The sequence below is a fragment of the Nonomuraea antimicrobica genome (genome assembly GCF_039536965.1).
GTDB lineage: Bacteria > Actinomycetota > Actinomycetes > Streptosporangiales > Streptosporangiaceae > Nonomuraea > Nonomuraea antimicrobica.
The window spans coordinates 48,610-71,229 of record NZ_BAAAZP010000082.1; the positions used below are offsets into that span (position 1 = coordinate 48,610).

25 protein-coding genes are annotated in these 22,620 nt (G+C 71.5%); 14 read left to right on the plus strand and 11 right to left on the minus strand.

The features are described from left to right. Position 1: 1 nt before the first annotated feature. The 4 genes from ABD844_RS22095 to ABD844_RS22110 all read right to left on the minus strand — a co-directional run bounded on the left by ABD844_RS22095 (position 2) and on the right by ABD844_RS22110 (position 4,098). A complete protein-coding gene (locus ABD844_RS22095; RefSeq protein ID WP_344880897.1) occupies positions 2-2,047 on the minus strand; it encodes a glycosyl hydrolase family 28-related protein in 2,046 nt (681 codons plus the stop codon). Between the two features lie 194 nt (positions 2,048-2,241). Next, positions 2,242-2,598, minus strand: coding sequence for a hypothetical protein (locus ABD844_RS22100; protein ID WP_344880900.1), 357 nt, complete (start codon positions 2,596-2,598; stop codon positions 2,242-2,244). 2 nt (positions 2,599-2,600) lie between these two features. Beyond that, positions 2,601-3,638 (minus strand): hypothetical protein, encoded by a 1,038-nt coding sequence (locus ABD844_RS22105; protein ID WP_344880903.1) that lies wholly within the window; start codon positions 3,636-3,638, stop codon positions 2,601-2,603. 127 nt (positions 3,639-3,765) lie between these two features. Continuing rightward, positions 3,766-4,098: a putative quinol monooxygenase gene (locus ABD844_RS22110; RefSeq protein ID WP_344880906.1), complete on the minus strand. Its 333-nt coding sequence runs from the start codon at positions 4,096-4,098 to the stop codon at positions 3,766-3,768. A 118-nt stretch (positions 4,099-4,216) separates the two neighbouring features. Here ABD844_RS22110 and ABD844_RS22115 point away from each other — a divergent pair, with 118 nt between their 5' ends. From ABD844_RS22115 to ABD844_RS22145, 7 genes are all read left to right on the plus strand, one after another. Next, positions 4,217-4,534 (plus strand): P-loop NTPase family protein, encoded by a 318-nt coding sequence (locus ABD844_RS22115; RefSeq protein ID WP_344880909.1) that lies wholly within the window; start codon positions 4,217-4,219, stop codon positions 4,532-4,534. Continuing rightward, positions 4,527-4,727, plus strand: coding sequence for a hypothetical protein (locus tag ABD844_RS22120; protein ID WP_344880912.1), 201 nt, complete (start codon positions 4,527-4,529; stop codon positions 4,725-4,727). Before ABD844_RS22115 ends, ABD844_RS22120 begins: the two co-directional genes overlap by 8 nt. Then, positions 4,724-5,383 carry an NADPH-dependent FMN reductase gene (locus tag ABD844_RS22125; protein ID WP_344880915.1) on the plus strand — a complete coding sequence of 220 codons (660 nt, stop codon included), beginning with the start codon at positions 4,724-4,726 and terminating at the stop codon, positions 5,381-5,383. Before ABD844_RS22120 ends, ABD844_RS22125 begins: the two co-directional genes overlap by 4 nt. 109 nt (positions 5,384-5,492) lie before the next feature. Beyond that, positions 5,493-6,713 (plus strand): endonuclease/exonuclease/phosphatase family protein, encoded by a 1,221-nt coding sequence (locus ABD844_RS22130; RefSeq protein ID WP_344880918.1) that lies wholly within the window; start codon positions 5,493-5,495, stop codon positions 6,711-6,713. A 652-nt stretch (positions 6,714-7,365) separates the two neighbouring features. After that, positions 7,366-8,193 (plus strand): hypothetical protein, encoded by an 828-nt coding sequence (locus ABD844_RS22135; protein ID WP_344880924.1) that lies wholly within the window; start codon positions 7,366-7,368, stop codon positions 8,191-8,193. Between the two features lie 89 nt (positions 8,194-8,282). Beyond that, complete coding sequence (locus ABD844_RS22140; RefSeq protein ID WP_344880927.1) at positions 8,283-8,528, plus strand: hypothetical protein; 246 nt, start codon at positions 8,283-8,285, stop codon at positions 8,526-8,528. Positions 8,529-8,539: 11 nt separating this feature from the next. Continuing rightward, on the plus strand, positions 8,540-9,028 hold the full coding sequence (locus ABD844_RS22145) for a WXG100-like domain-containing protein (RefSeq protein ID WP_344880930.1): 489 nt from the start codon (positions 8,540-8,542) through the stop codon (positions 9,026-9,028). Between the two features lie 5 nt (positions 9,029-9,033). Here the strand turns inward: ABD844_RS22145 and ABD844_RS22150 are convergent, their stop codons facing one another. The 3 genes from ABD844_RS22150 to ABD844_RS22160 all read right to left on the minus strand — a co-directional run bounded on the left by ABD844_RS22150 (position 9,034) and on the right by ABD844_RS22160 (position 10,466). Next, positions 9,034-9,333 carry a YrhB domain-containing protein gene (locus ABD844_RS22150; protein WP_344880933.1) on the minus strand — a complete coding sequence of 100 codons (300 nt, stop codon included), beginning with the start codon at positions 9,331-9,333 and terminating at the stop codon, positions 9,034-9,036. Between the two features lie 12 nt (positions 9,334-9,345). Next, positions 9,346-10,053 (minus strand): toxin glutamine deamidase domain-containing protein, encoded by a 708-nt coding sequence (locus ABD844_RS22155; protein ID WP_344880936.1) that lies wholly within the window; start codon positions 10,051-10,053, stop codon positions 9,346-9,348. A 167-nt stretch (positions 10,054-10,220) separates the two neighbouring features. Next, on the minus strand, positions 10,221-10,466 hold the full coding sequence (locus ABD844_RS22160; protein ID WP_344880939.1) for a hypothetical protein: 246 nt from the start codon (positions 10,464-10,466) through the stop codon (positions 10,221-10,223). A gap of 176 nt (positions 10,467-10,642) precedes the next feature. Between ABD844_RS22160 and ABD844_RS22165 the strand changes: the two genes are divergently transcribed. From ABD844_RS22165 to ABD844_RS22180, 4 genes are all read left to right on the plus strand, one after another. Next, entirely contained in the window at positions 10,643-13,549 is a 2,907-nt protein-coding gene (locus ABD844_RS22165) for a M36 family metallopeptidase (RefSeq protein ID WP_344880942.1), read from the plus strand. 209 nt (positions 13,550-13,758) lie between these two features. Continuing rightward, complete coding sequence (locus ABD844_RS22170; RefSeq protein WP_344880945.1) at positions 13,759-14,862, plus strand: Gfo/Idh/MocA family protein; 1,104 nt, start codon at positions 13,759-13,761, stop codon at positions 14,860-14,862. Then, a complete protein-coding gene (locus tag ABD844_RS22175) occupies positions 14,859-15,761 on the plus strand; it encodes a DUF6807 domain-containing protein (RefSeq protein ID WP_344880948.1) in 903 nt (300 codons plus the stop codon). The genes ABD844_RS22170 and ABD844_RS22175 overlap by 4 nt, the downstream gene beginning before the upstream one ends. Beyond that, positions 15,758-16,462 (plus strand): cupin domain-containing protein, encoded by a 705-nt coding sequence (locus ABD844_RS22180; protein WP_344880951.1) that lies wholly within the window; start codon positions 15,758-15,760, stop codon positions 16,460-16,462. Before ABD844_RS22175 ends, ABD844_RS22180 begins: the two co-directional genes overlap by 4 nt. A 237-nt stretch (positions 16,463-16,699) precedes the next feature. Here the strand turns inward: ABD844_RS22180 and ABD844_RS22185 are convergent, their stop codons facing one another. Beyond that, the gene (locus ABD844_RS22185; RefSeq protein WP_344880954.1) at positions 16,700-17,335 is read right to left on the minus strand and encodes a transcriptional regulator; all 636 of its coding nucleotides are present in this window, start codon (positions 17,333-17,335) and stop codon (positions 16,700-16,702) included. Continuing rightward, positions 17,332-17,727 (minus strand): DNA-binding protein, encoded by a 396-nt coding sequence (locus tag ABD844_RS22190; RefSeq protein ID WP_344880957.1) that lies wholly within the window; start codon positions 17,725-17,727, stop codon positions 17,332-17,334. Before ABD844_RS22190 ends, ABD844_RS22185 begins: the two co-directional genes overlap by 4 nt. A gap of 59 nt (positions 17,728-17,786) precedes the next feature. Here ABD844_RS22190 and ABD844_RS22195 point away from each other — a divergent pair, with 59 nt between their 5' ends. The 3 genes from ABD844_RS22195 (at position 17,787) to ABD844_RS22205 (ending at position 20,493) form a co-directional block, all read left to right on the plus strand. Further along, complete coding sequence (locus ABD844_RS22195) at positions 17,787-19,034, plus strand: PEP/pyruvate-binding domain-containing protein (protein WP_344880960.1); 1,248 nt, start codon at positions 17,787-17,789, stop codon at positions 19,032-19,034. A gap of 115 nt (positions 19,035-19,149) precedes the next feature. Continuing rightward, positions 19,150-19,764 carry a histidine phosphatase family protein gene (locus ABD844_RS22200; RefSeq protein ID WP_344880964.1) on the plus strand — a complete coding sequence of 205 codons (615 nt, stop codon included), beginning with the start codon at positions 19,150-19,152 and terminating at the stop codon, positions 19,762-19,764. 540 nt (positions 19,765-20,304) lie between these two features. Further along, entirely contained in the window at positions 20,305-20,493 is a 189-nt protein-coding gene (locus ABD844_RS22205; protein WP_344880967.1) for a hypothetical protein, read from the plus strand. Positions 20,494-20,622: 129 nt separating this feature from the next. On the opposite strand, the gene ABD844_RS22210 is transcribed toward ABD844_RS22205, so the two are convergent. Both ABD844_RS22210 and ABD844_RS22215 read right to left on the minus strand, forming a co-directional pair. Continuing rightward, on the minus strand, positions 20,623-22,050 hold the full coding sequence (locus tag ABD844_RS22210; protein WP_344880970.1) for a vanadium-dependent haloperoxidase: 1,428 nt from the start codon (positions 22,048-22,050) through the stop codon (positions 20,623-20,625). Between the two features lie 128 nt (positions 22,051-22,178). Then, the coding region (locus tag ABD844_RS22215; RefSeq protein ID WP_344880973.1) for a SpoIIE family protein phosphatase at positions 22,179-22,620 on the minus strand (442 nt) is incomplete at its 5' end.

Sequence of the window (22,620 nt, forward strand, 5' to 3'; positions counted from 1 at the left end):
ACTACCAGGGAGACGGGGCTGGGGGCGGGACGACCGGCGGGCGGTCGTCGCAGGTGATCGTGTTCGGGAGCAGCCACGGGGCCAGCCACCCGCCGTCGTTCCCGCCCCCGTCGGTCAGCGAGAACTCCGACCCCGTGGACGGGAACCCGAACGACCCGCAGTTGTTGACCCCCACCGCACCCACGTTCCGCGCGTCCACGTTCTCGAAGGTGGCCGAGCCCTTCACCCGCGCGCTCACCACCGAGGTGCCGGTCCCGTCCACCCGGATGTCCTTGAAGCGCACGTTCGTGATCGAGTACAGGTCCTTCACCGACCACTCGCTGACCAGCATGATCGCGTTGTAGGTGTTGTCGAGGAAGTCGTTTCCGGTGACCCGGATGTCGGCGGAGATGTCCTTCTCCAGCGCGTAGAACCAGATCGCCCCCAGTCCGATGTTCCAGTTCAGCTCGTACGTCCCGGATCGCACCGTCGTGTTCCCGGTGATGTCCAGCCGCCCCGTGAACGGTACGGCGCCGAAGCGCGAGCCCACCTGGAGCGCGCTGCCCTCCCTGATCGGATCGGCGATCAGGTTGTTGGAGATCGTGTTGTCCGCGCCGCCGTAGACGGCGATGCCGTTGGCCAGCACGGGCGTCTGGACGGTGTTGTGGTCGAACGTGTTGCCGGAGTTCGCGCTCTTCTCCGACCACATGGCCAGCGCGTCGTCGCCGGTGTTGCGGATGAAGTTGTGCGAGACGAACGAGTCCGTGACGCCGGTGTGGAAGTTGATCGCGTCGGCGATCTGGTCGACGATGACGTTGCCGGTGATGCGCACGTTCGTCATGGGTCCGTCGAACCACATGCCGACCTTGGTGTGGCGGATGTGCAGGCGTTCGATGGTCGAGTCGCTCATCGCGCCGCCGACGCCGTTGACCTGGTCGGTGTCGATGCGCTCCCGTACGTCGCCCTCGATCGCGAAGTCCGACAGGTGCACGTTGCGGCTGCCGCCCTCGGCCGCCGTCCGGCCGTAGAAGCCGACGCCCGTGTGCACCGAGCCGTCGGGGGCCGGGCTCGGCAGCGCGACCTCGCGGCCCTTGATGATCGTGTACCAGTTCCCGGCCCCGGTGATGGTCACGTCGTCCACGATGATGTGCCGGTTCACCTGGTACGTCCCCGGCGGGAGGTACACCTTGAGCCGCTTGCGCTTGGCGTACGCGATGGCCTTGTCGATCGCCCCGGCCGAGTCGCGCCGCCCGGTCGGGTCGGCGCCGAACGCCAGCACGTTGGCCGCCCCTGCCTCGACCTTCGGCGGCCCGACGAGCTCGGAGTCGAGCAGGTCGACGACCGTCCAGGCGGCCTTCGACGCGGCCGGCACGGTCAGTCGCACCCGGTCACCCGCCCGGTACGTACGGCCGAGCAGCAGGCGCTGCTCGTCGTAGAAGTGGCTGGGCCGGAACGGCTTGGAGATCACCGGCGGGGGAGTGGTGGCGTTCGGCACGCACGAGCACTCGGTGATCCACCAGTCGGGGTGCAGCAGGTCCGCGCCGGGGTCGTTGGAGAAGGGGTACTGGTTGTACAGCCACGCGTACTCGGAGGTCAGCGTCATCGTGGTACGGCCCCGGCCGTTGACCGTGACGTCGAGCGGCGCGGTGATGCCGCCACCGCCGGGCGCGTCGGGGATGCTGTAGCGCACGGTGACGGCGTTGGCCCTGGACGGCAGCGTGAACTCCACGTACTGGCCCGGGGTCAGCCTGACGGCCTTGCGCCCGGACGCCTCCGCGGGCAGCGTGTACGCGCTGCGGTCGGGCCCGATCACCGTGCCGTTGGTGGCGGCGTTCTCCGCCTCCTGCTCCAGGAAGGGCACGTCGGCGCCCCGGCCCGCGACCAGCGCGGGGTTCAGGGCCGCCCGCGTCACGACTGGAGCGGTCCCATGCGAGCCGCCCGTGGTGGGCGCGCCGGAGCTGCCAGAAGCGGTGGTGACGGCGGGTTCGGCCGAGTCGGCCGTGGCCGGGGCGGTGAGGCCGCAGGCCAGCGCGGCGGCCAGCAGCGCCGCGGTGAGGGTTCGGGGCATGCGTGCTCGTTTCTCTTGGGGGGTGAGGCGACAGTAGGCCCGCCGCACACCGCTCCACAAGGGCCTGTGAACTACTTTCGGCGATACCTCAAGTTCTTGCGCCATGACCGCAAGCCACTTGCGTCCGCTTGCGGCGGTCGAAGGTGGGGAGGTCGGCGGAGCGGGCCGCCCGTCGTGGGTTCCGTGGTGCCGGGCTATCTGGCCCAGGGGGTGTCGTCCGAATCAGGCGCGTGCTGTTCCGCCACCTGTTCTGGCGCCTGTTCTGGCACCTGTTCCGACACGGCCTGCTCGCGCAGGAGCCTGGCGCGGCGGCGTAGGTTCTCGGCGGTGGCCAGGCACGAGTCCGCCAGATCGTCCATCTCCCTGCGCAGCCGCAGGACCTGGGTGAGGAAGCGCTGCGCGGCCAGGCCGCGCCAGAAGAACTCGCAGTCGGACGGGCGCGTCGGGATCCCGTCGAACGCGTCCGGCAGGCCGCGCGCGTAGCGGGTGAAGGCGGCGGCGAGCGACTCCTTCTCCGCCGCCTCGCGGAGCAGTCGGTGCCTGTCGTGCATGCTCAGCCGTCCCCCATCTGCGGGCCCATCCGCGGGTCGATCCGCAGGCCGGAATTCTGGACGGCTTTCTGGACGGTCCGCGGATCGACCTGTGGCGCGGCAGGTGGCTCGGCCCAGGGGACCGGGTCCATCGTGCGGAGGTTGGTCAGCGCCCGCGCCCGCAGGCCGTCGGCGCCGGTGTCCGGTGCCAGCGCCGCGCGGAGCGTACGCTCGCTCGCGGGATCGCCGGTGGCGGCCTCCAGCAGCACGCGGGCCTCGCGTGGGTGGTCGGCCAGCAGTTGCTGGAACGCCAGCGGGCGGCCGTCGTACGCCGCGACCAGGTCGCGTGGGCTCCAGCCCGGCTCCGGCGTACGGCCCAGCAGGGCGACCGCCACCCGGTCGAGGAACGTTCCCGACTGCGTGGCCAGGGTCACCAGGCTGGTCAGGGCCGTGGCGGGGGCGTCGTCCACCAGGGCGTACCACTCGTCGCCGAGCCGCCCGGTGCGTTCCGCTCCGGCGAACGCCTCGGCGATCACCCGCTCCCCGGCGTCGAGGAGGCGGGTGACCGCGTCCGTGCCGAGCGCCGCCAGCAGGGCCGCGGCGAAGGCGGGATCGCCCACCTGGCTCGCCATGTCCGCCGGCACCCGCGCAGGACCGCCCGGCTCGTCCTCGTCTTCGGGGGTCGCGTCTCCGGGGGCTGCGTCTCCGAGGGCCGCGTCTTCGAGGGGGGCGCGGAGGGGGGTCGCGGCGGTCTGGGCGACCTCGCGGGCCTCGGCCTCGGAGGTGAAGGGGAAGTCCGCTGTGAGCAGGCCCCTCTCGCGCACCGGCACGAGCTGCTCGACCGTGTCGACGCGCCACCTCAGGTCCTGTTGGGACTCATGGAAGAACGCCACGGCCCGGTGCAGGGCCGTGCTGCCCTGATGTCCGGCCCAGTCGGGCCCCGCCTCCGCGATCGCCGCGTCGAGCCCTGACCGTGTCCTGCTCAGGAATCCCTCGCCCGCCTCCAGCCGGAGGATCAGGACTTGTGCCCCACGGGGGTCGATTCCCACGAACTCCCCCATGAACTCTCCCAGAGGGTGTGGTTACCAGGCGGGAGTCAAGCACACCGGGGAGATCGTCCGACACGTGTTTGCCAGAACGGGAATCGGTGAGGGGCGTCGAGCCCGTTCGGCGTGCGGCCCGGGCCGGTCAGCCGCGTTCGGGGACGGCCATCTCGCCCAGCTCGGACCAGTCGTCCTGGGCGATGGTGGTGTTGACGATGCGGGGCGTCTCCGCGAGGTAGGGCGGCAACGTCTGCTGGGCCTGCCTGAAGTGCGCCGACTGTACGTGCGCCGCCCCCGCCTCGCCGTCTCGGAACGCCTCCACCAGGACGTACTCGTTCGGGTCGTCGAGGCTGCGCGACCAGTCGAACCACAGGCAGCCCGGCTCGGCCCGCGTTGCGGCGGTGAACCCGGAGGCGATCTCGGGCCAGCGGTCGGCGTGCTCGGGCAGGATGCGGAACTTCGCGGTGATGAAGATCATCGGAACGGCTCCCTCGACGGTCGTCTGCGTTACGGGGACGACACTAGCGGTGGATAATTCTCTGTATCTCATGTAGGAAAAGTTGACTTTAGCTCGGGGGGCTCGTAGTTTCGTACGCATGAGCCAGGGCCTCCACCTCAGCCTGCGGAGCGGGCCGAGCGACGCGGTCACCGTGCCGCCCGGCGTCGCCCGGCGGCCCGCGGCCCTGCCCTCGACCCCGGTGTGCTGCTGTTGGACGACGTTCGCCGGGCTGGACGTGCGGACGCGCGAGAGGCTGCAGGAGACCCTCGCCCGCGTCCCGCAGCACACCGGTAAGACCATCGTCCTCGTCACGCGCGACCTCGACGAGGCGATCCCCCAGAGACGGCGGCGGGCCGTCGCGATGGAGGTCGCGGAAGTGCCCTTCGAACGGAAGGTGGCGGCCTCCCATGGCTGAGACGACACGCCGGTACACGGCGACGGACGACCGCGAGGGCGACGTCCACTGGTACGACCTGCCGGACGACGAGACGGAGGGCGACCTCGCGCTCGTCCTGGAGGCGGACGAGGAGACCGCGCCCGGCCACGTGAAGACGTGGAGGCAGCGTGCCCTCGGCTGGGCGCGCGGCGAGGCGGCGGTGGCACGATGAGCGTCGTCGCGCTGGTCGGCAACCCCCGTGAGGGCTCCAGGACGCTGACCGTGGCCGTCGAGGCGGCCCGCGCGATCGGCCACCGGCTCGGGCTCCAGCCCCCCGGCGCCACCGTGTCCGGCGCGGACAGGGACAGGGCGGCCGGGGTCAAGGCGGCCGGGAACGGCTCCGCGGCGCTCGGGGCCGCGGAGCCGCCCGGTGCGCCGGGGGAGGCGTACGACGTGGTGGACCTGTCGGCGCTCGGGCCGCACCTGCTCGCGCCCGGCTCGCACCCCGGCGTGGAGGTGGCGCTGGAGCTGGTCTCGGAGGCGAGCGTGCTGGTGGTGGCCAGCCCGACCTACAAGGGCACCTACACCGGGCTGCTCAAGGCGTTCCTCGACCGGCTGCGCCCGCAGGCGCTGGCGGGGACCACGGCGCTGCCGCTGCTGGTCATGGGCGACCCCCGGCACGCGCTGGCGGTGGAGGTGCACCTGCGCCCGCTGCTGGTGGAGCTGGGCGCGACCGTGCCCACGCCCGGCCTGGCCTTCCTGGAGTCGGAGTTCCCGCGCCTGGAGGAGGTCGTGGCGGCCTGGGCGGACCGGGTCGCGCCCCAGGCACAGACGCGCGCCGTCCCCGCGGTGGCTGAGCAGGCAGGCGAGGCGGCGGCGCTGCGCTGAGGGAAGTGTTCACCGGGACGTAGTGGTGCGTCTCCGTCGCGAGGTGCCATGATCCGGCCACGGGTCCGCGTCATGGGTCCGCGTTACGGGCCCGCTTTAGGGGAGCACCATGATCTTCCGTAGTGTCCTGGCCGTTGTCGTGGCAGCGGCGGCTCTGACGTCCTTCCCGGCTCAGGCGCAGGCCACGGGCCAGGTCAGGTTCGCCACCTTCAACGCCTCGCTCAACCGGGGCGCGGACGGCCAGTTGGTCGCCGATCTGTCCACCACGGGCAACACCCAGGCCAAGGTCATCGCCGAGATCGTCCAGCGGGCGCGCCCCGACGTGCTGCTCATCAACGAGTTCGACTTCGACGCCGCGGGCACGGCCGCCCGCCTCTTCCAGGACAACTACCTGTCGGTCGGGCAGGGCGGCGCGCGGCCGATCGAGTACCGCTACCGCTTCACCGCGCCCAGCAACACCGGCATCGCCTCGGGCCTCGACCTCAACAACGACGGCAACGTGGTGACCACGCCGGGCGCGGCGGGCTACGGGGACGACGCGTTCGGGTTCGGGGCCTTCCCCGGGCAGTACGGGATGGTCGTCTACTCGAAGTACCCGATCGACACGCGCGAGGTGCGTACGTTCCAGAAGTTCCGGTGGAAGGACATGCCAGGGGCCGCGCTGCCCGACGACCCCGCCACGCCGGAGCCGGGCGACTGGTACTCGGCCGAGGAGCTGCGGGAGGTCCGCCTGTCCTCCAAGAGCCACTGGGACCTGCCCGTACGCGTCGGTCACCGTACCGTGCACTTCCTGGTCAGCCATCCGACGCCGCCCACGTTCGACGGCGCGGAGGACCGCAACGGACGGCGCAACCACGACGAGATCCGGCTCTGGGCCGACTACACCCAGCCGGGCCGGGGCGGCTACCTCTACGACGACCGGGGCAGGCGCGGCGGGCTGGAGCCGGGGGCGGCCTTCGTGATCGCCGGTGACCAGAACGCCGACCCGAACGACGGCGACAGCTACCAGAACGCGATCCACCAGCTCCTCGACCACCCGAAGATCGACGCCCGGTACGCGCCGTCGAGCGCGGGCGCGGCCGAGGCGGCGACGCTCCAGGGCGGTGCCAACGCCGCCCACCGCGGCGACCCGAAGTACGACACGGCCGACTTCGCCGACACCGCGCCCGGCAATCTCCGCGCCGACTACGTGCTGCCGTCCAAGCGGCTGCGGGCCGCGGGCGGCGGGGTCTTCTGGCCGCCGCAGGCCGACCCGCTGTCCCGCCTGACCGGCGTCTTCCCGTTCCCCAGCTCCGACCACCGTCTCGTCTGGCTGGACGTCAGGCCGTAACCCACCGCCACGGCAGGCAGCGCACGGCCGTCACGGGGGCGGGGAAACCCGCCTCCGCGTGCGCCGCCGTGCCCGCTGTGGCGAAGGGACGGCGGCGGTGTGATCGTCCCGGCGGGCAATTCACCACTAATGTCATTTGCCGCGGCCGTCCCGATGCGGTGAATCTCCTGCCGCGCGACGGGGGCGGAAAATCGGTGTCGTTCCGCCGGGAAGATTTCTCAACTTTCGGCTCGTGGAAATTCCCGCACTTCTCAAGCGCCTCCGAACTCATGACGTCCCGCTGGTTCTGTCCAGGGGCGGCGAGCCGGTCCGGAACGACGCGGAGCTCCACCGCGCGTCCACAGCGCCAACCCGAAAACTCAACTCACGTGGACCATTACCGGCGATCAACGCACACAGCCGGGCTCGATCGCCGGCACGCCCGCGGGCGCTCCGGGAAACCGGCACACCCCAAACCTCGCCACGCAGCAATCCCCGCAAAACACCGGAGAAAGCTCGAACCGGCGAACGTATTAGATCTTCGGCTGTCTGTGCGAACTCCGGAATGATCATTTGATGTTCGTCGCCACATCAAGATCAAGAAATGTCAATGGAATACTCGGTGGCCGAGTGCGATTGACTTGAGTAAGGCTTGGTCGGGGGTGAGTCGCATATGCCGGAGCCGGTCGACGACGCGGAGCTTGAGCGCCACATGCGCGAGACGCTCACGCTCGTGGCGTCGCTCCACGCGGGGGAGACGCCCCCCACGCACGTGCCCGAAGCCCCACGCGCCTACGGCGAGGCCGAGGATGGGCGGGTGCGGGTGATCGTCCGCGCCGGGATGGTCGAGGCGATCACCATGGAGCCCCGGTTGCTGCGGCTGCGCCCGAGCAGGCTGGGCGAGCTCGTGCGGGAGGCCGCCAACGCGGCCATCGCGGGGCTACTCGGCGAGGCCTCCGCTGCCGCGCCCGACCTGGCGGCGCTGGCCAGGGCGCTGCACCAGGTCAGGGACGAAGCCCTGCACCAGATGGACGTCATCGCGCGATCGATGGCCGAAGCGATGGCCAGGATCCGCGAGCGCACTTCCGTCGTCGGCGACCCCTACCCTCATGGTCTCGCGGACCTCCTCGAGACGACCTGCAGGAACCTCGACGAAGCGCTGACCGGCGTGGACGGCGCGGCGGAGCCCACGCACGGTGAGGGCGTGGCAGGGCGGGGGCGGGTACGCGTCGTGGTGAGCGACGGCTGGGTGGAGTCGGTGGAGATTCATCCCCAGGCGCTGGCCGTGGGCTCGTACGAGCTGGCCGGGCAGCTCTGCGAAGCGATGAACGCCGCGTTCGACGACCTGACGCGAGCCAAGGTCCGCCAGGGTACGGCCGCCGTGGATCTGGCGGAGGTGGCCGCACGGGCCAGGAAGACGCAGAGCGCCAGCATCGCCCAGATGCACGCGGCCACGTGGGCGCTGCGCGACATCATGACCAGCATTCAGGAACCGGAGTGAGGTACCCGGTGGGGGAAGAAATCGTTTACCGATCCGGGCGCACCCATCGGGCCGCCGAAGGAGTGGCATCCTCGGCGGAGGAACTGCGCGTGCGCCTGGAGGCCTTCGATCGGGAGCTGATCGGCGACGGTGACGCGTTCGGCGTCGACGACCTGGGCGCCGTCATCGCGACGATCTACGGGGCCATCCACCAGATGGCGTTCGAGTCCTATGGCGATAACGTCGGCGAGCTGGGCACGTACGCGGAGACCCTGCAGGCGATGGGCGCCAACCAGGAACACGTCGACGACCTGCCCGTGGTCGAGATCAACCGCGTCCGCGAGATGTTCGAGTAGTCGGTGTGGGGATGCAACTGCCCACGGGGCTCAGGAAGTTCATGGACATGTCCGGTCGCCACTGGCCGATGAGCGACGAGGAGAAGCTTCTCAAGATCGGCCTGGCCTGGCTCGGCATGAGCGGCGACATGGGACGGCTGACGGGCGACGCCGCCACGTTCGCCGCCGGCACCTGGGCGGCGCAGGAGGGAGACGGCATCACCGCCGCCCGCGACGTCTGGGAGGCCGCCGACTCCCCGTACAAGAACCTGGTCGACGGCCTGACGGGCGCGGACGTCGTCGGCCTCGGTCTGATGGTGTGCGCGGCGATCGTCCTGGTGCTCAAGGTGAACTTCGTCGTCCAGCTCATCCAGCTCGCCCTGCAGCTCTTCCAGGCGATGGCGGCGGTGCCGGCAACGATGGGGGCCTCGACGCTGCAGGTGCCCGCGCTCATGGAGATCACCGGCAGGCTGCTCGACCTGTGCGTCACAGTGGCCATGAACGGCGTCATGGGCGGCTGAGCGGCTCAGCCGCCCATGAACTCCCGCTCGTACTCTTCCGCCGCGGATTCCTGCGTGTGGTACGAGGGGAAGTCGATGATCCGGCCGTCCTCCCGCAGGACGAGAAGGGGGCCTGCGCCGGCCACGCCGTTCTGGGGGTCGCGCGTGACAAGGTAGGTGGCGGTGGTGTAGACGAAGAACCAGCCGTACGGCCGCTCCATCGTGGCCTCGTCGTTGACCGCGAACTCCTCTTCGCCCTCCTCGGGAGCGAACTCCCTGGCGACGTAGTCGCGGACGACTCGCTCAGCCTCGGCTCTGGTGATCATGACTGTCCTCCGTCATGCCGTCCGGTAGAAATCCCACTGGGGGAACTTGCCGGAGTGCGGGTTGACGTCGGCCATCTGCCTGAGCTGCCCGTCCAGGTATGACGTCGTGCCGCCCACGTTCGCGACGTTGAAGACGTGCCCCGCACCCTGGCCACCGTGCCCAACGATGATGCCACGGGCACCGGGGTTCTCCGCGATCAGGCGCTCCACCTCATCCAGAGAGCTCAGCCCCATCCGCACCTCGGTGGCCTGCTTGCCGACGACGCCGCGGACGATGGGGATCGGTACGCCCCTGGGCCTGGGTCCGGCGACGGCGGCGCGGCCGGCCAGGACGTCGTCCACCGCCAGGGCGATCTCGGAGCAGTTGACCTTGGAGCCAGTGGGGTTCACGTGCCGCATGGCGACTCTCGCCTCGTACCGGCTGAGAGATCTTCCTCCCGCCTCGCGCAGGAGCCGGTTGATCTCGTTGTGGGCGTTGGCCATCGCGGTCCGCTGAGCCCCCGTCAGCGGTGACGTGCCGCCCTCCAGCCTGTACACACGCTGGGGACGCAGCTCGACCAGCGGGATCTGGCCACGCCTGCTGCGCGCGTAACGCTCGGCCGCGTCCTCGACCCCGGCCACCAGTTGGTGGCGCCCGCCCCTGCGCGCCCCCACGCGCTTGAACCAGGGCGCCGCCTTACGGAAGAGTCCAAGCGCGACCGCCACTGGCAACTTCGCCATTCGGTATAGATAGCATATTTCTGGAAAAACCGCCCTTGGTGGGCGGCGGGGAGCGACGCGTTGCTCGGGCCACGCTCGCATCCGACTGAGCCACGGCGCGGGCTCGCGTATGGGGTTCGTGCGCTGACCCACAGCCCTGAGCAGGCTTGTGGACCTTGAAAGCCGCGTCATGAACGGCTGCGCTCACCGGCTTGAGCGACTCCCGTCCAGCACGCCGGAGGCCCGTAAGGCACCAGGCGGCTGTCCGACAACCTGGTGCCGATCATGTCGACGGACACGAACGCGTACCGGCGCGGCACGAAATAGTTGTCGTAATGTCGCGGGAACTTCGTCATGTTCCCATTCGCGTCGTACGTCGTCAGTTCAATCGCGTAGGCGACGCCTGGGTCATCGTAATATGGGGTTTCCTGCATGATCAGTTCAGTGCTGGACTGAGCTGGGCGTGATGGACAAGCCCCTCATTCCACATAGGGAACGGCCTATACGCTGAATGTCTTGGTTTTACAAGATCTTGTCAGTTCCCAATGGCGGTGTTACCTCTTGCGAAGATGCGCGAAACCTGCGCATCCCTGACACGCAGGAGGGAAACGTGTCGACCACGTCCTGGTTACGCAGCACACTCATCGTCACGGCGCTGACCGCGTCGGTTCTTCCCCTCGCCGGGGTGGCCCTGGGCGAACGCGCCGGGCAGGCCCCACCGATCCACGACCTCCAGGAAGACGGCCACGGCAAGCCCGACCTGGACAACCGGCAGGGCCGGGTGCCGCCCCCCGCGGCGGCCGAGCGGCGTGCCGCCGGCCCCGGCGCCGAGATCCGCTGGAACGAGCTGGGCACCCCGGCCACCGTCATCAGCGCGCAACCCCTCGCCGAGGGCCTCGGCTCCGACCCCGTCCAGGCGGCGAAGGGCTACCTCAAGGCGAGCGAGGCCGTCTTCGGGCTCTCGGCGCAGGCCGTGGACGCGCTGGAGACGGTCGCGGTCAACCCCATCGGCTCGGGCCACGCGGTGCTGCTGCGGCAGCGCTTCGGCGACCTGCCGGCCGGTGTGGACGGGCTCGTCTCGGTCGGCGTGTCCGATGGCCAGGTCAGGCACGTGACCTCCTCGCTGTCGCGCCAGACGGCCGCGCCCCCGGCCGCCGCGCTGACCGCGCAGCAGGCCATGGAGATCGCGGCCAGGGACGGCGGCATCGATCTGGCCACGGCGGTCACCAAGCAGGCGACGCCGGTGGCGGTGCCCGCGCCCGACGGGGTGCACAGTGCGTACCAGGTCGTTCTGATCGGCGGTCAGCAGGGCGCCGAGGTGGGCTACACCACGCACGTGGACGCGGTCAGCGGCGCCGTCATCACGCGGGAGAACCTCGTCGACCACTTCGAGCCGGAGAACCCGCAGTGGTCGGTCTTCCCGGCGAACCCGCGCGACGACTACTCCTCCAAGGACACCCGCCAGACCTGGTGCCCCGCGCCCGGCGACGGCTGCGACCTGGTCACCGGCGGCGACCCGGCGACCGGCAAGGCGTGGGACGTCGACCACACCACGAACGAGCCCACGAACTCCAGCCTCGGCAACGCGGCCAGGACCTTCGAGAACCGGGCCAGCGGCGACGCGTTCAGCGTCGGCACCCGGTCCAACGTGCTCACGCCGAGCAGGAACTACGCCTACCCCTGGAAGAACACCTGGTACGAGTCCAAGTGCGACCCGGCCGTGTTCGACCAGCCCGGTGAGAACGACCTCGAGGCCGCCATCGCCAACCTGAACGCGATGCACAACCGCATGCACGACTGGTCGTACCGGCTCGGCTTCACCGAGACCGCCTGGAACATGCAGGCCGACAACGGCGGGCGCGGCGGGCTCGGCAACGACCCCGAGCAGGGCAACGCGCAGGCCGGCGCCCGGGTCCTGTCGGTACGCGACAACGCCAACCAGATCACCGGCCCCGACGGGGTCGCGCCGATCACCAACATGTACCTGTGGCAGCCGATCGCGGGCTCGTTCTACGCGCCCTGCGTGGACGGCGACTATGACATGTCGGTCATCGGCCACGAGTACACGCACGCCATCTCCGGCCGCATGGTCGCCGGGCCGAACGCCGGCTGGAACGGCCTCCAGTCGCAGCCCCCGGCCATGAACGAGAGCACCTCCGACCTGTTCGCCATGGAGTACCTCTTCGAGAACGGCTTCCGCCCCTCGGGCCAGACCCCGTACGTGACCGGCGGCTACGTCACCGGCGACAAGACGCGCGGCATCCGCAACTACGACATGTCGAAGTCGCCGCTCAACTACAGCGACCTCGGCTACGACATCGTCGGCACACAGTCGCACGCGGACGGGGAGATCTGGTCGGCCACGCAGTTCGACGTGCGCGCGGCCTTCATCAAGCGGTACGGCCAGGGCACGGCCAAGCAGCAGAAGGCGTGCGCCGAGGGCAGGACCGCGGTGGACAAGTGCCCGGGCAACCGGCGCTGGGTGCAGCTCTCGTTCGACGCGCTGCTGCTGATGGCCACGGGCTCGGTCAGCTACGTCGACCACCGTGACGCGCTGCTGGCGGCCGACGCGATCCGCTTCGGCGGCGCGAACCAGGACATCATCTGGCGCGCGTTCGCCGAGCACGGTCTCGGCGAGGGCGCGGTCAGCCGGGGCGCGAGCGACGCCGACCCGACCCCGAGCTTCGTCAACCCGTCAGGCAAGAACGGCTCCCTGCAGCTCAAGCCCCTGGGCGAGGCGAAGGACGCCGCGCTGCGGCTGTACGTGGGCGACTACGAGGGCCGCGCGGTGCCCGTCGCCGACACCGACCCGGCGACGCCTCTGGGCGACACGGTGGAGATGACCCCCGGCCTGTACGACTTCGTCGTCGTGGGAGCCGGCTTCGGCCACCGGCGGCTGAAGTACGCGGTCGTCCCGGGTGTCGAGCTGCCGCTCCCGCTGGCCCTGCCGCGCAACCACGCCGCGGCGGCGAACGGGGCGGCGGCGGCCGGCGACGGCGTCAACCAGGCCAAGCTGATCGACGAGACCGAGGCCACGAACTGGGCCTCGCTCACCGGCGCCCCCGCGGGCAAGTCGGTCGTGGTGGACCTGGCGGGCGACCAGCCGGTCAAGGTCGGCAGGGTCCAGGTGAGCGCGATGCTGCGGCCGAGCGTCGGCGACCCGGCCGACCCCGGCGGCCAGAACCGCTTCTCCAGCCTGCGCTCCTTCGAGGTGCTGGCGTGCAGTGCGAACTGCGCCGACCCCGCGGCGTTCAAGAAGATCTACACCAGCCCGTCGAACGCCTTCGACGCCACGCTGCCGCGTCCCCGGGGCGCGGACATGCTCGTCAAGTCGTTCGACGTGCGTGACACGAACGCCACCCACCTGATGCTCCGCACGCTCACCACCCAGTGCACCGGCAACCCCCTGTTCGCCGGTGAGCAGGACAACGACCCGAACTCGGCGACCGACTGCGCCACGGCCAGCCCGCAGCGCGACCAGGTCAGGGCGGCCGAGTTCCAGGCGTTCTCCCGCTGACCCGCCGATCCCGTCAGATCGACCCTCCCTGAGCCGAGAAGGCAGGCCCGCGTTCCGGCGGCGCGCCGGAGCGCGGGCCCTCAGGGATTCGTCCACGCCGCGTCGCGACGTGCTTGACGCTCGCGCGACGGCGTGCGAACCTGCGGAATGCGCTTTCCCAACGCGTTCACCCCGCAGGAGGCACTGATGATCCCGTCGAGGAGTCCCGTGTGAACGCGCTCGGCGAGGCGCGTGTGTACCGGGCCGCCATCATCGGCACAGGGGGGATCGCCCACGCGCACGCGCAGGCCGTCGAGAGGTCCGGCGGCCGGGCCGAGCTGGTGGCCGTGGCCGACGTGGACGCCGGGCGGGCGCGCGAGTTCGCTGACAAGTACGGCGTCCCGCACGCCTACGCCGGAGCCGAGGAACTGCTTCGCGAGCAGCGGCCGGACACGGCCCACCTGTGCACCCCGCCCCGCCTGCACGCCCCCCTCGCGCTGGCGTGCCTGGAGGCCGGGGTGACGGCGCTGGTGGAGAAGCCGCCCACGCTCTCCCTGGCCGAGCTGGACACCCTGATCGAGGCCGAACGCAGGACGGGCGCGCACGTCGCGACCGTCCTGCAGCACCGCTTCGGGGCCGCCGCCGCACGGCTGCGACGCCTACAGGACAGTGGTGAGCTGGGCCGCCCGCTGCTGGCCACGTGCCTGACCCAGTGGTACCGAGACGACGCCTACTACGCGGTGCCGTGGCGCGGTACGTGGGAGTCGGAGGGCGGCGGGCCCACGATGGGGCACGGCATCCACCAGTTCGACCTGCTGCTGTCGGTGCTCGGCCCGTGGAGCGAGGTCACGGCCGTGGCCGCCCGCCAGGCCCGCCCGGTGGACACCGAGGACGTGTCGATGGCGCTGGTGACGTTCGAGAGCGGCGCGGTGGCCACGGTGGTGAACTCCGTCGTGTCGCCGCGCGAGGCGTCCGAGCTGCGCTTCGACTACGAGCGCGCCACGGTCGAGGTCGAGCACCTGTACGGCTACACCGACGACGACTGGACCGTCACCCCGGCCCCGGGCCAGGAACAGGTCAAGGCGCTGTGGGGCGCGGAGCGCGGCGAGGGGACCAGCGGCCACGGCGACTGGCTCGCGGCCGTGCTCGACGCGCTCGACCGGGGCCAGGCGCCGCCGGTCACCACCGCGGACGCCCGGCGCACGATGGAGTTCATCGCCGCCCTGTACGCCTCCGCCTTCACCGGCGAGCGCGTACGGGCCGGGCAGATCACCGCTGACAGCCCGTTCGCCCGGCGGATGGACGGCACGGGCGCCCCTTGGAGGAACCCGTGACCCTGCAAGCCGCCCACGCGCTCGGCCGCTCGATCGCCGTCACGGCGGGCGACGTCGAGCTGTTCACCTACGTCTACCGCCCGGACACGCCGGTGCTGGAGTCGCCGAAGCCGTACCTGCACCCGGTCCGCACACTCGGCGGCGCGCTGGTGTCGCTGTACCGGCCGCACGACCACGTCTGGCACAAGGGCATCGCCTGGTCGCTGCCGCACGTGGGCGAGCACAACTTCTGGGGCGGGCCGACGTACGGGGAGGGGCGGTACCGGCAGCTCGACAACAACGGCAGCGCCACGCACCGCGACCTGACCACGCTGACGGCCGACGGCGGCCGGGTCGCGATCGGGCACACGCTCGGCTGGACCTCGCAGGCCGGCGCGCCCGTCATCGAGGAACGGCGGGCACTGACGGCCACGATCGTCGACGACGCCACCTGGGCGCTGCGGTTCGAGACCGAGCTGACCAACGTGTCCGGCGCCACGATCGACTTCGGCTCCCCGACCACCAAGGGCCGCGACAACGCCGGCTACGGCGGCCTGTTCTGGCGCGGGCCGCGCTCGTTCACCGGCGGCGCGATCCTGTCGCCGGCCGGGGCGGGCGGCGACGAGCTGCGCGGCACGCGGGCCGAGTGGTTCGGCTTCCGCGGCCGGCACGACGAGAGCGGCGGCCACTCGACGATCGTCATCGTGGACGACACCGCCAACCCCCGGCACCCGCCGCAGTGGTTCGCGCGCAGCGAGAACTTCGCCTGCCTCTGCCCGGCGCCGTTCTTCAGCGAAGAGGTGCCGCTGCCGGACGGCGAGACCCTGCGCTTCCGGTACGCGGTCGTGATCGCCGACGGCGACCGGGGCGAGGACGGCACCGCGCGGCTGGCCGAGCGGGGACGGGAGGCGCTGGGATGACCTTCCCCGGCGGCACGTCGGTCAGCGGGCTGACCGTCTACTCAGGGGTCGCGTGCGCCGACGGCCTGGAGGGCGGCACGCCGCACCTGCACACGGCCTCGACGGAGGCGTACGTCGTGGTGGCAGGACGCGGCACGCTGCAGACCCTCGACGTGCACGGCCTGCGCGAGACGCCGCTCGGCCCCGGCTCGACCGTGTGGTTCACCCCCGGCACCATCCACCGCGCCGTCAACGGGGGCGGCCTGGAGGTGGTGGTCGTGATGTCGAACGCGGGCCTGCCCGAGGCGGGCGACGCCGTCATGACGTTCCCGCCGGAGGTGGTGGCCGACCCCGGCCGTTACCGGGAGGCCGCGACGCTGCCCGGCACCGGCGTCGAGGAGGCGGTCCTGCGCAGGCGCGACCTGGCCGTGGCGGGCTTCCTGCGGCTGGCCGAGGGCGGCCCTGACGCGGTGCGGGCCTTCTACGACAGCGCCGTCGCGCTGGTCAGGCCCAAGGCCGCCCGGTGGCGCGCGATCTGGGAGAGCACGGTCGCCGAGGAGACCCGCCGCACCGCGGACGTCCTCGACGCCCTCGAACAGGGCGACGGCGCCCACCTCCTCGGGTCCGCCCTGATGGAGAGCCCGCCGCACGAGCGGTGGGGCATGTGCGGCCACCTGCGCGCCCACGACGTCGCCGACCCCGTCGTGCACACCCCTACCTGACCTGAGTCGCGCCCGAAGACCTGGAACGGCTCACCGCGCGGGCCGTGCTGCGCGTCGCCCGGACGGTGCCCCGATCCACGTGATCCTGGACAATCTGTCGGCGCACACGAACGCCCGTGGACCTCCGCCAGAGAGGCTTCTCGCACAGCGGGATGTCGCGGCGCGACAGCAGCCGGTGCGGGGTGGTCCTGGCCACGGGCTCGATCTCGCCCGGAGTCACGTACGCCTGCGGCCGGGTCAAGGTTGCGCGTGCCGGTCGAGGCCGAGCGTGGCGATGAGGTCCTCGTGGAGCTGGAACCAGACGCGATGGCAGGAGTCGACGTCGGTGCGGTCCACCCAGGCGTGTTCCCCCGCTTGGGCGCGGGCCAGGGCTGCGACGAATCGGGTGTCGTATCCACCCAGCCGGTTCAGGACGCTCCCGAGCCGATCGGCCAGTGGCATGAGCGCGCGGGAGATGCCGGCCAGTTCGTGGAGGACCCTGGCGTCCCAGGCGGGATCGCCGTGGTCGTTGGCGGCGAACCGGTCGCCGGCGGTGGGCCGGAGCTGCCAGTCGGTGCAGGCTCGTAGCAGGAGGGCGTTCAGCGGGAGGAACTCGCGGTAGACGTCGAGGACCTCGTCGGCGCCACCGACACGGACGAGTTCGGCCGCGAGCTGGCGTTCGTTCTCGGCCCGGCCCGGTTCGGTCAGCGACCAGCCCGCGGTGCCGGCGAAGGCGGAGTGTCCGGCCCAGCCGCGCGCCTCGGCGTCGAGCAGCGACTCTTCGGTCTGGGCCGCGTCGAGCCCGTACCGCTGCGCGATCGTCGGGGCGTCGGCGAACCCCAGGATGCGCACCGCGTGCAGGACCAGCAGGTCGAACGGGGAGTCATGCGTCACGAGTCGGCGTCCTGTCGCGTGGTCAGGCGGGTGTAGTGCTGCTGGCACGCCTGGGGGGAGTTGAATCCCATCGCGTTCGCCATCTGCGCCCAGGTCAGCCCGGCGCTGCGGGCGATGAACAGCAGGGCGGACTCGAGTCCTTCGACTTCTGCGCGGGCGGCGGGCAGGAGGGCCAGCGCGCTCAGGACGTCATCCGGGTTCAGGTCGGCGTTGCGCCAGACGGCGAACTGGACGAGGTCGACCGCCGTCGGCGGGGCCGGCGCGGGGCGCCACGGGCGGGCGTCGAGCGCGTCCGCGCCCAGGCGCAGCAGGCGTTCGCTCGCGTCGTGCTCGTGGTCGGCCTGGGCGTGGTCTGTGCGCCCGGTGTGAGTGGTGTCCTGCTTGCGTGACATGTCGATGATGATGCACAATCAACAAATTGTTGTCAATCTTTCGTTGAAAGGCAGGGCGGATGATCGTACCCCTCCTGTCGGCTGCCACCGACACGTGCGGGGGCAAGGCCGGTGCGCTCGGGGCGCTGCTTCGCGCGGGACTGCCGGTTCCCGACGGCTTCGTCGTGCCGTTCGCCGCTTACCGCGACGCCGTCCGGGACCTGGACCTCGAACGGTTCGCCGGCGAGCCGGACCGTCTCGACGCCGTACGGCGGGCGATCGAGGCCCGCCCGGTCCACGCCACCCTGATCGACGCGCTCGTACGCGCGCTCGACGAGCTCGGTGATCCGCCCGTCGCGGTGAGATCATCCGCCGCGCACGAGGACACCGGCCAGGCGTCGGCGGCCGGTCAGCACGACAGCTTCCTCGCCGTGCGCGGGGCCGGCGCGGTCACCGACGCCCTACGCGCCTGCTGGGCCTCGCTGTTCACCTCCCGCGCCATCGACTACCGGGACGACTCCCGCCGCGGCGACCGGCCCTCCGACGATCTCGCCATGGCCGTCCTCGTGCAACGCCATCTGGACGCCGAGGTGTCCGGGGTCATGTTCACCCCCGCGGACCCGCACGACGCGATCCGCATCGAGGCGTCCTGGGGGCTCGGCCCCAGCATCGTCGGCGGCACGGTCACCCCTGACGCCTACCTCGTCGCCGAGGACAGGTCGGTCACCCGCACGGTCGCGCACAAACGGACCCGCCTTGACCGGCGCGGCAGGCAACTCGTCACGTCCGAGGTGCCCGTCCACGCCCGCGACCGGCCGGCGATCGACGACGCGACCGCCACCCTGCTCGCCGAGCTGGGCAAGGAGATCGCCGCCGTACGCGGTGGCGCGCAGGACGTCGAGTGGGCGATCGCCGATGGACGTACCTGGATCCTTCAGGCACGGCCGGTCACCGCCGCACCCCCGGCGTGGCCTTCGCCTGCCGGTCACGCCTCGGCCGCCGCGCCCACGCTGACCGGAGCACCGGGCAGCCGCGGGGTCGTGACCGGCCCCGCGAGGATCGTCCGCGGTCCCGGCGACTTCGCGCGCGTGCACCCGGGCGACATCCTGGTCTGCCCCTTCACCGACCCCGCCTGGACGCCGCTGCTGCGCATCGCGGCCGGCGTCATCACCGAAACCGGAGGCGTGCTCTCCCACGCCGCGATCGTCGCTCGCGAGCACGGCATCCCCGCGGTCCTCGGCATTCCGAACGCGACGAGCAGACTCCACGACGACAGCACCATCACCATCGACGGCACCACCGGCACCGTCACAGCGGCCAGTACGTGACCGGTCCTCCGCCGCTCCGGCCGGGGAGCCATCCCCGAGAGCCGCACCCATGTTCATCCACGGATCGAAAGGAGACGGGAGGCGGGCCCACGCGGGCATCGCGCCCCAACTGCTCATGACCACACGGCACCTCTACCTGGCACGCCACGGCGCCGCCGACGCGTTCGGAAACCTCACCGACCTCGGTCGCCGGCAGGCGGGCCTGCTGGGCGAACGGCTCGCCGGCCTACCAGTCGACGCCGTGTGGCACTCTCCGCTGCCGCGCGCCACCGCCAGCGCGCACGAACTCGCACGGCACCTGCGGAACGCGCCCGTCGCCGAGGCCGCCGAACTCATCAACCATGTACCTTACGTTCCCCAAGCGGCAGAAACGCCCCCAGCCTGGGCCGGGTTCTTCGACGGCTACGACGCCGCCGAGGCGGCCTCGGGCCGCAAGCTCGCCGAGGCCCTGGTCGACCGGTTCGCGAAGACCTCCGACACAGCCGCGGCGGGAACCCGGCACGACACCCACGAGGTCCTGGTGACGCACGCCTACCAGATCGCGTGGCTGGTGCGGCACGCCCTGGACGCGCCGCCATCCCGGTGGCTCGGCCTGAACAGCGCCAACGCCGCACTGACGGTCATCGACTACCGCAGCGGCCTGCCGCCGACGCTCGTGATGTTCAACGACATGAGCCACCTCCCGGCCGACCTGCGCTGGACCGGGTTCCCCGACGGCATGAGGCCCTGAGGCGGCGGGGCATGACGAGCTTCCGAACGAAAAGCCCCGCTAGCACAGCGGAGATGCGTGACTTGATGTGGTCACCCGGCAGTCGTTCAGTAGCCTTGGTAGCCGCCGCCGGTCTTCATGCCCACCACGCCGGGCACGTTCGAGACCGAGCCGTAGCCCGCGACCGCGTACCGCACGCCCGCGATGATGTTGTCCACCGGGTCGTAGATGTCCCGTGCCCCGGCAGCTTGTGCGACTGGAACGTGGGGTCGATGGTAAAAAGTCTCTAAGATCCCCATCGGCTCACCCGTCCCGTTGGTCGCCTCAGCACCTTTGTGGATCTTGGGTGGCGGGCGTGGAATCGGGAAACGCGGTGGCGGGGGGTGATTCTTGCACCGAGGTCAAGAGATCGACATCCGCGTGTGGCCTTTTTTCCACCCGGGTGCGGGGAGCACACTGGCCGAGGTGCCGGGCGGGATGGAAGGCTTCCCGCAACCGCCCCGGTCCTCCTGCGAACGGGTGGCCGGGGTGGAGGTCGCAACACCGAGAGGAGTGCTGCTGATGACACCAGACTCAGGCCGCGTCGCGGCGAGGCGCATCAACGATCACGTGGAACTGTTCCACGTGGACAACCCGGAAGCGGTGCTGGACGTTCCACGCCGCGACTGGGAGGCGTTCACCACGGCCGTCAAGTCGGGCGCCTTCGACCTCGAAACGCTCAACAGGCAGGCTGAGGAAAACGCGGCCTGACCTCCGCAGCACAAGGGCGCCCGCTCCCGCGCGTCGGGGGAGCGGGCGCCTGCGCCGTCCTGCGACCGGGTGTCAGCCGCGTCCCGGTCTGGCGACCGGGTCAGGCGAGTCCGGCTCAGTGGGCGGGTGTCAGGCGCGGCCGGTCCAGTAGTCCTTCGCGCGGTTCCAGGCCGCCGTGCCGACCGCCCGGCCCAGGGTGCGGCCCTCCAGGTCGCCGGCGCGGAAGTGGATCCCGCCGTACCGGCGCGACAGCCCGGCCTCGTCGGCCGCCGCGCTGAAGGTGGCCCACTGCAACGTCACGTCGCTCGCGGGCGTCACCCCCGGCTCCACCAGCGACGAGCCTCTGGCGACCACCGTCTGCCCGCCGAACGAGTCGGCGCCGGTGAACCGCTTGAGCACCTCGGCCGCGGCGGCGCTGAACGTGCTGTGCCCCGACACGTACTCGGCGAACGGCGGCGTCGGGAACGTCGGCACCTGGTACGGCACCCACCGCTCCCCGTCGACCGTCCGCCCGCCCCACGTCGCGATCCGCTGCCCCTGGTACAGATGGCGGATGGCGGTGATCGGCCGGGCCGAGTCGTGGTCCCGCTTGACCTCCCACGAGGCGATGCCCGCGTCCATCACGGAGTTGGCCAGCGCGAAGAACAGCTTCACGTCCTGGTCGAGCCCGTGCCGGTCACGGGCCGAGACCTGCTGGGCGAACAGGCACCAGTGCCCCGGCGGCGTCTCGCTGCTCGGCCCGTCGGCCCAGTATTCGGCGATGACCTTCTGCCGGTCCGTCAGCGCGGCCGTGCCGGAGACGATCTCGGCGGCCTGCGTGCGGAACCCGGCGGACCCGTACGCGTACGGCGCGGGCACGGCGTCGGCGATCGAGCGCGCGGCGCCGCTGAAGGAGGCCACCCGGCCCCAGTGCGGCGCGAGGAACGGCGGCGTCACCACCGCGCCGGCCTGGTTGACGTAGGTGAGCGGCGCCCAGCGGCCCGGCGCGTTCAGCGTGGTCAGCGGGCCGGCGACCACGACGGGGGCGTTGACCGGGGCGTAGCCGGTCGTGTCGGCGTAACCGCCGAGCTGGTTGGAGCCGTCGGTGCGGCGGTGGTCGAGCACGGCCTGGCAGGCGGCCAGGCCGGTGCGGGCCGCCTGGCTGGACGGGGCGGCGGGGTCGTGGCCCAGCTCGGCCATCAGCGCGTCGAACCCGGTCCGCTGCGTCGGATAGAGGTCGCTCGCGGCCAGGTGCGCGGCGTAGCTGATGGCCTCGCTCTTGTTGGCCTCGGTGCGCTCGGCCGCGGGCCGCCGCAGCGTGCCGCCCAGCCGGGTGCCGACCGCGACGGCGTCGTAGGCCGCCCAGGCGTCGTAGGCGCAGGTGTGCACGATCGCGAGCGCCCTGGCCACCAGGGGCGGGCCGAGCGTGCCGGTGCGCACCGCCGTCAGCAGCGCCTGGTTCCACCGGACCACCACGTTCGGCCCGTCGGCCTGGGCGGGCGCGGCGGGCAGGACGACGAGCGCGACGGCGGCCACCAGGGCGAGCGCGGCCGAGGATAAGGATCTTCGAATGGGCATGGGATGTCTTCCCCCTCAAGGTTGTCGGGACCCGGGAGACGATTCCATGCTCGAACATATTTTCGAGCTATCTGAACGGTGACACCGTACTATCTCGGTGGTCAGCCCCGGCGCACCTCCAGGCGCGGTCACGCGGTCACGAACTCGGCGACGATCACCGTGGCGTCGTCCTCCGGGTCGGCGGCGGCCATCTCGTCGAACATCCGGTCCAGGCACGCCACCGGCGACGCCCCGACCGTGAACAGCTCCTTCATGCGCTCCACCCCCAGCGCACGTACCGCCCCCTCGGTGACGATCGCCACCCGGTCGCCGGGCCGCAGCACCACGGTGCCGACCTCCGGGCTGAGCCGGCCGGGCAGCCCGATCCCGCGCGCCGGCGGGCCGTCGCCGGACGCGTGCGGCGTCGTGAGCGGCCGCGGCTCCCCGCCCTTCGGACAGTGCCAGATCGCCCCCGTGCCGACGTGCGCGAATCGCAGCCGCGGGCTCTCCGCCCGGTCGAGCACGACCAGGTCCAGGCTGCTGACCAGGTCGGGCGCGGCCGGCGCGGGTACGGGCGCGGCTCGTACGGCG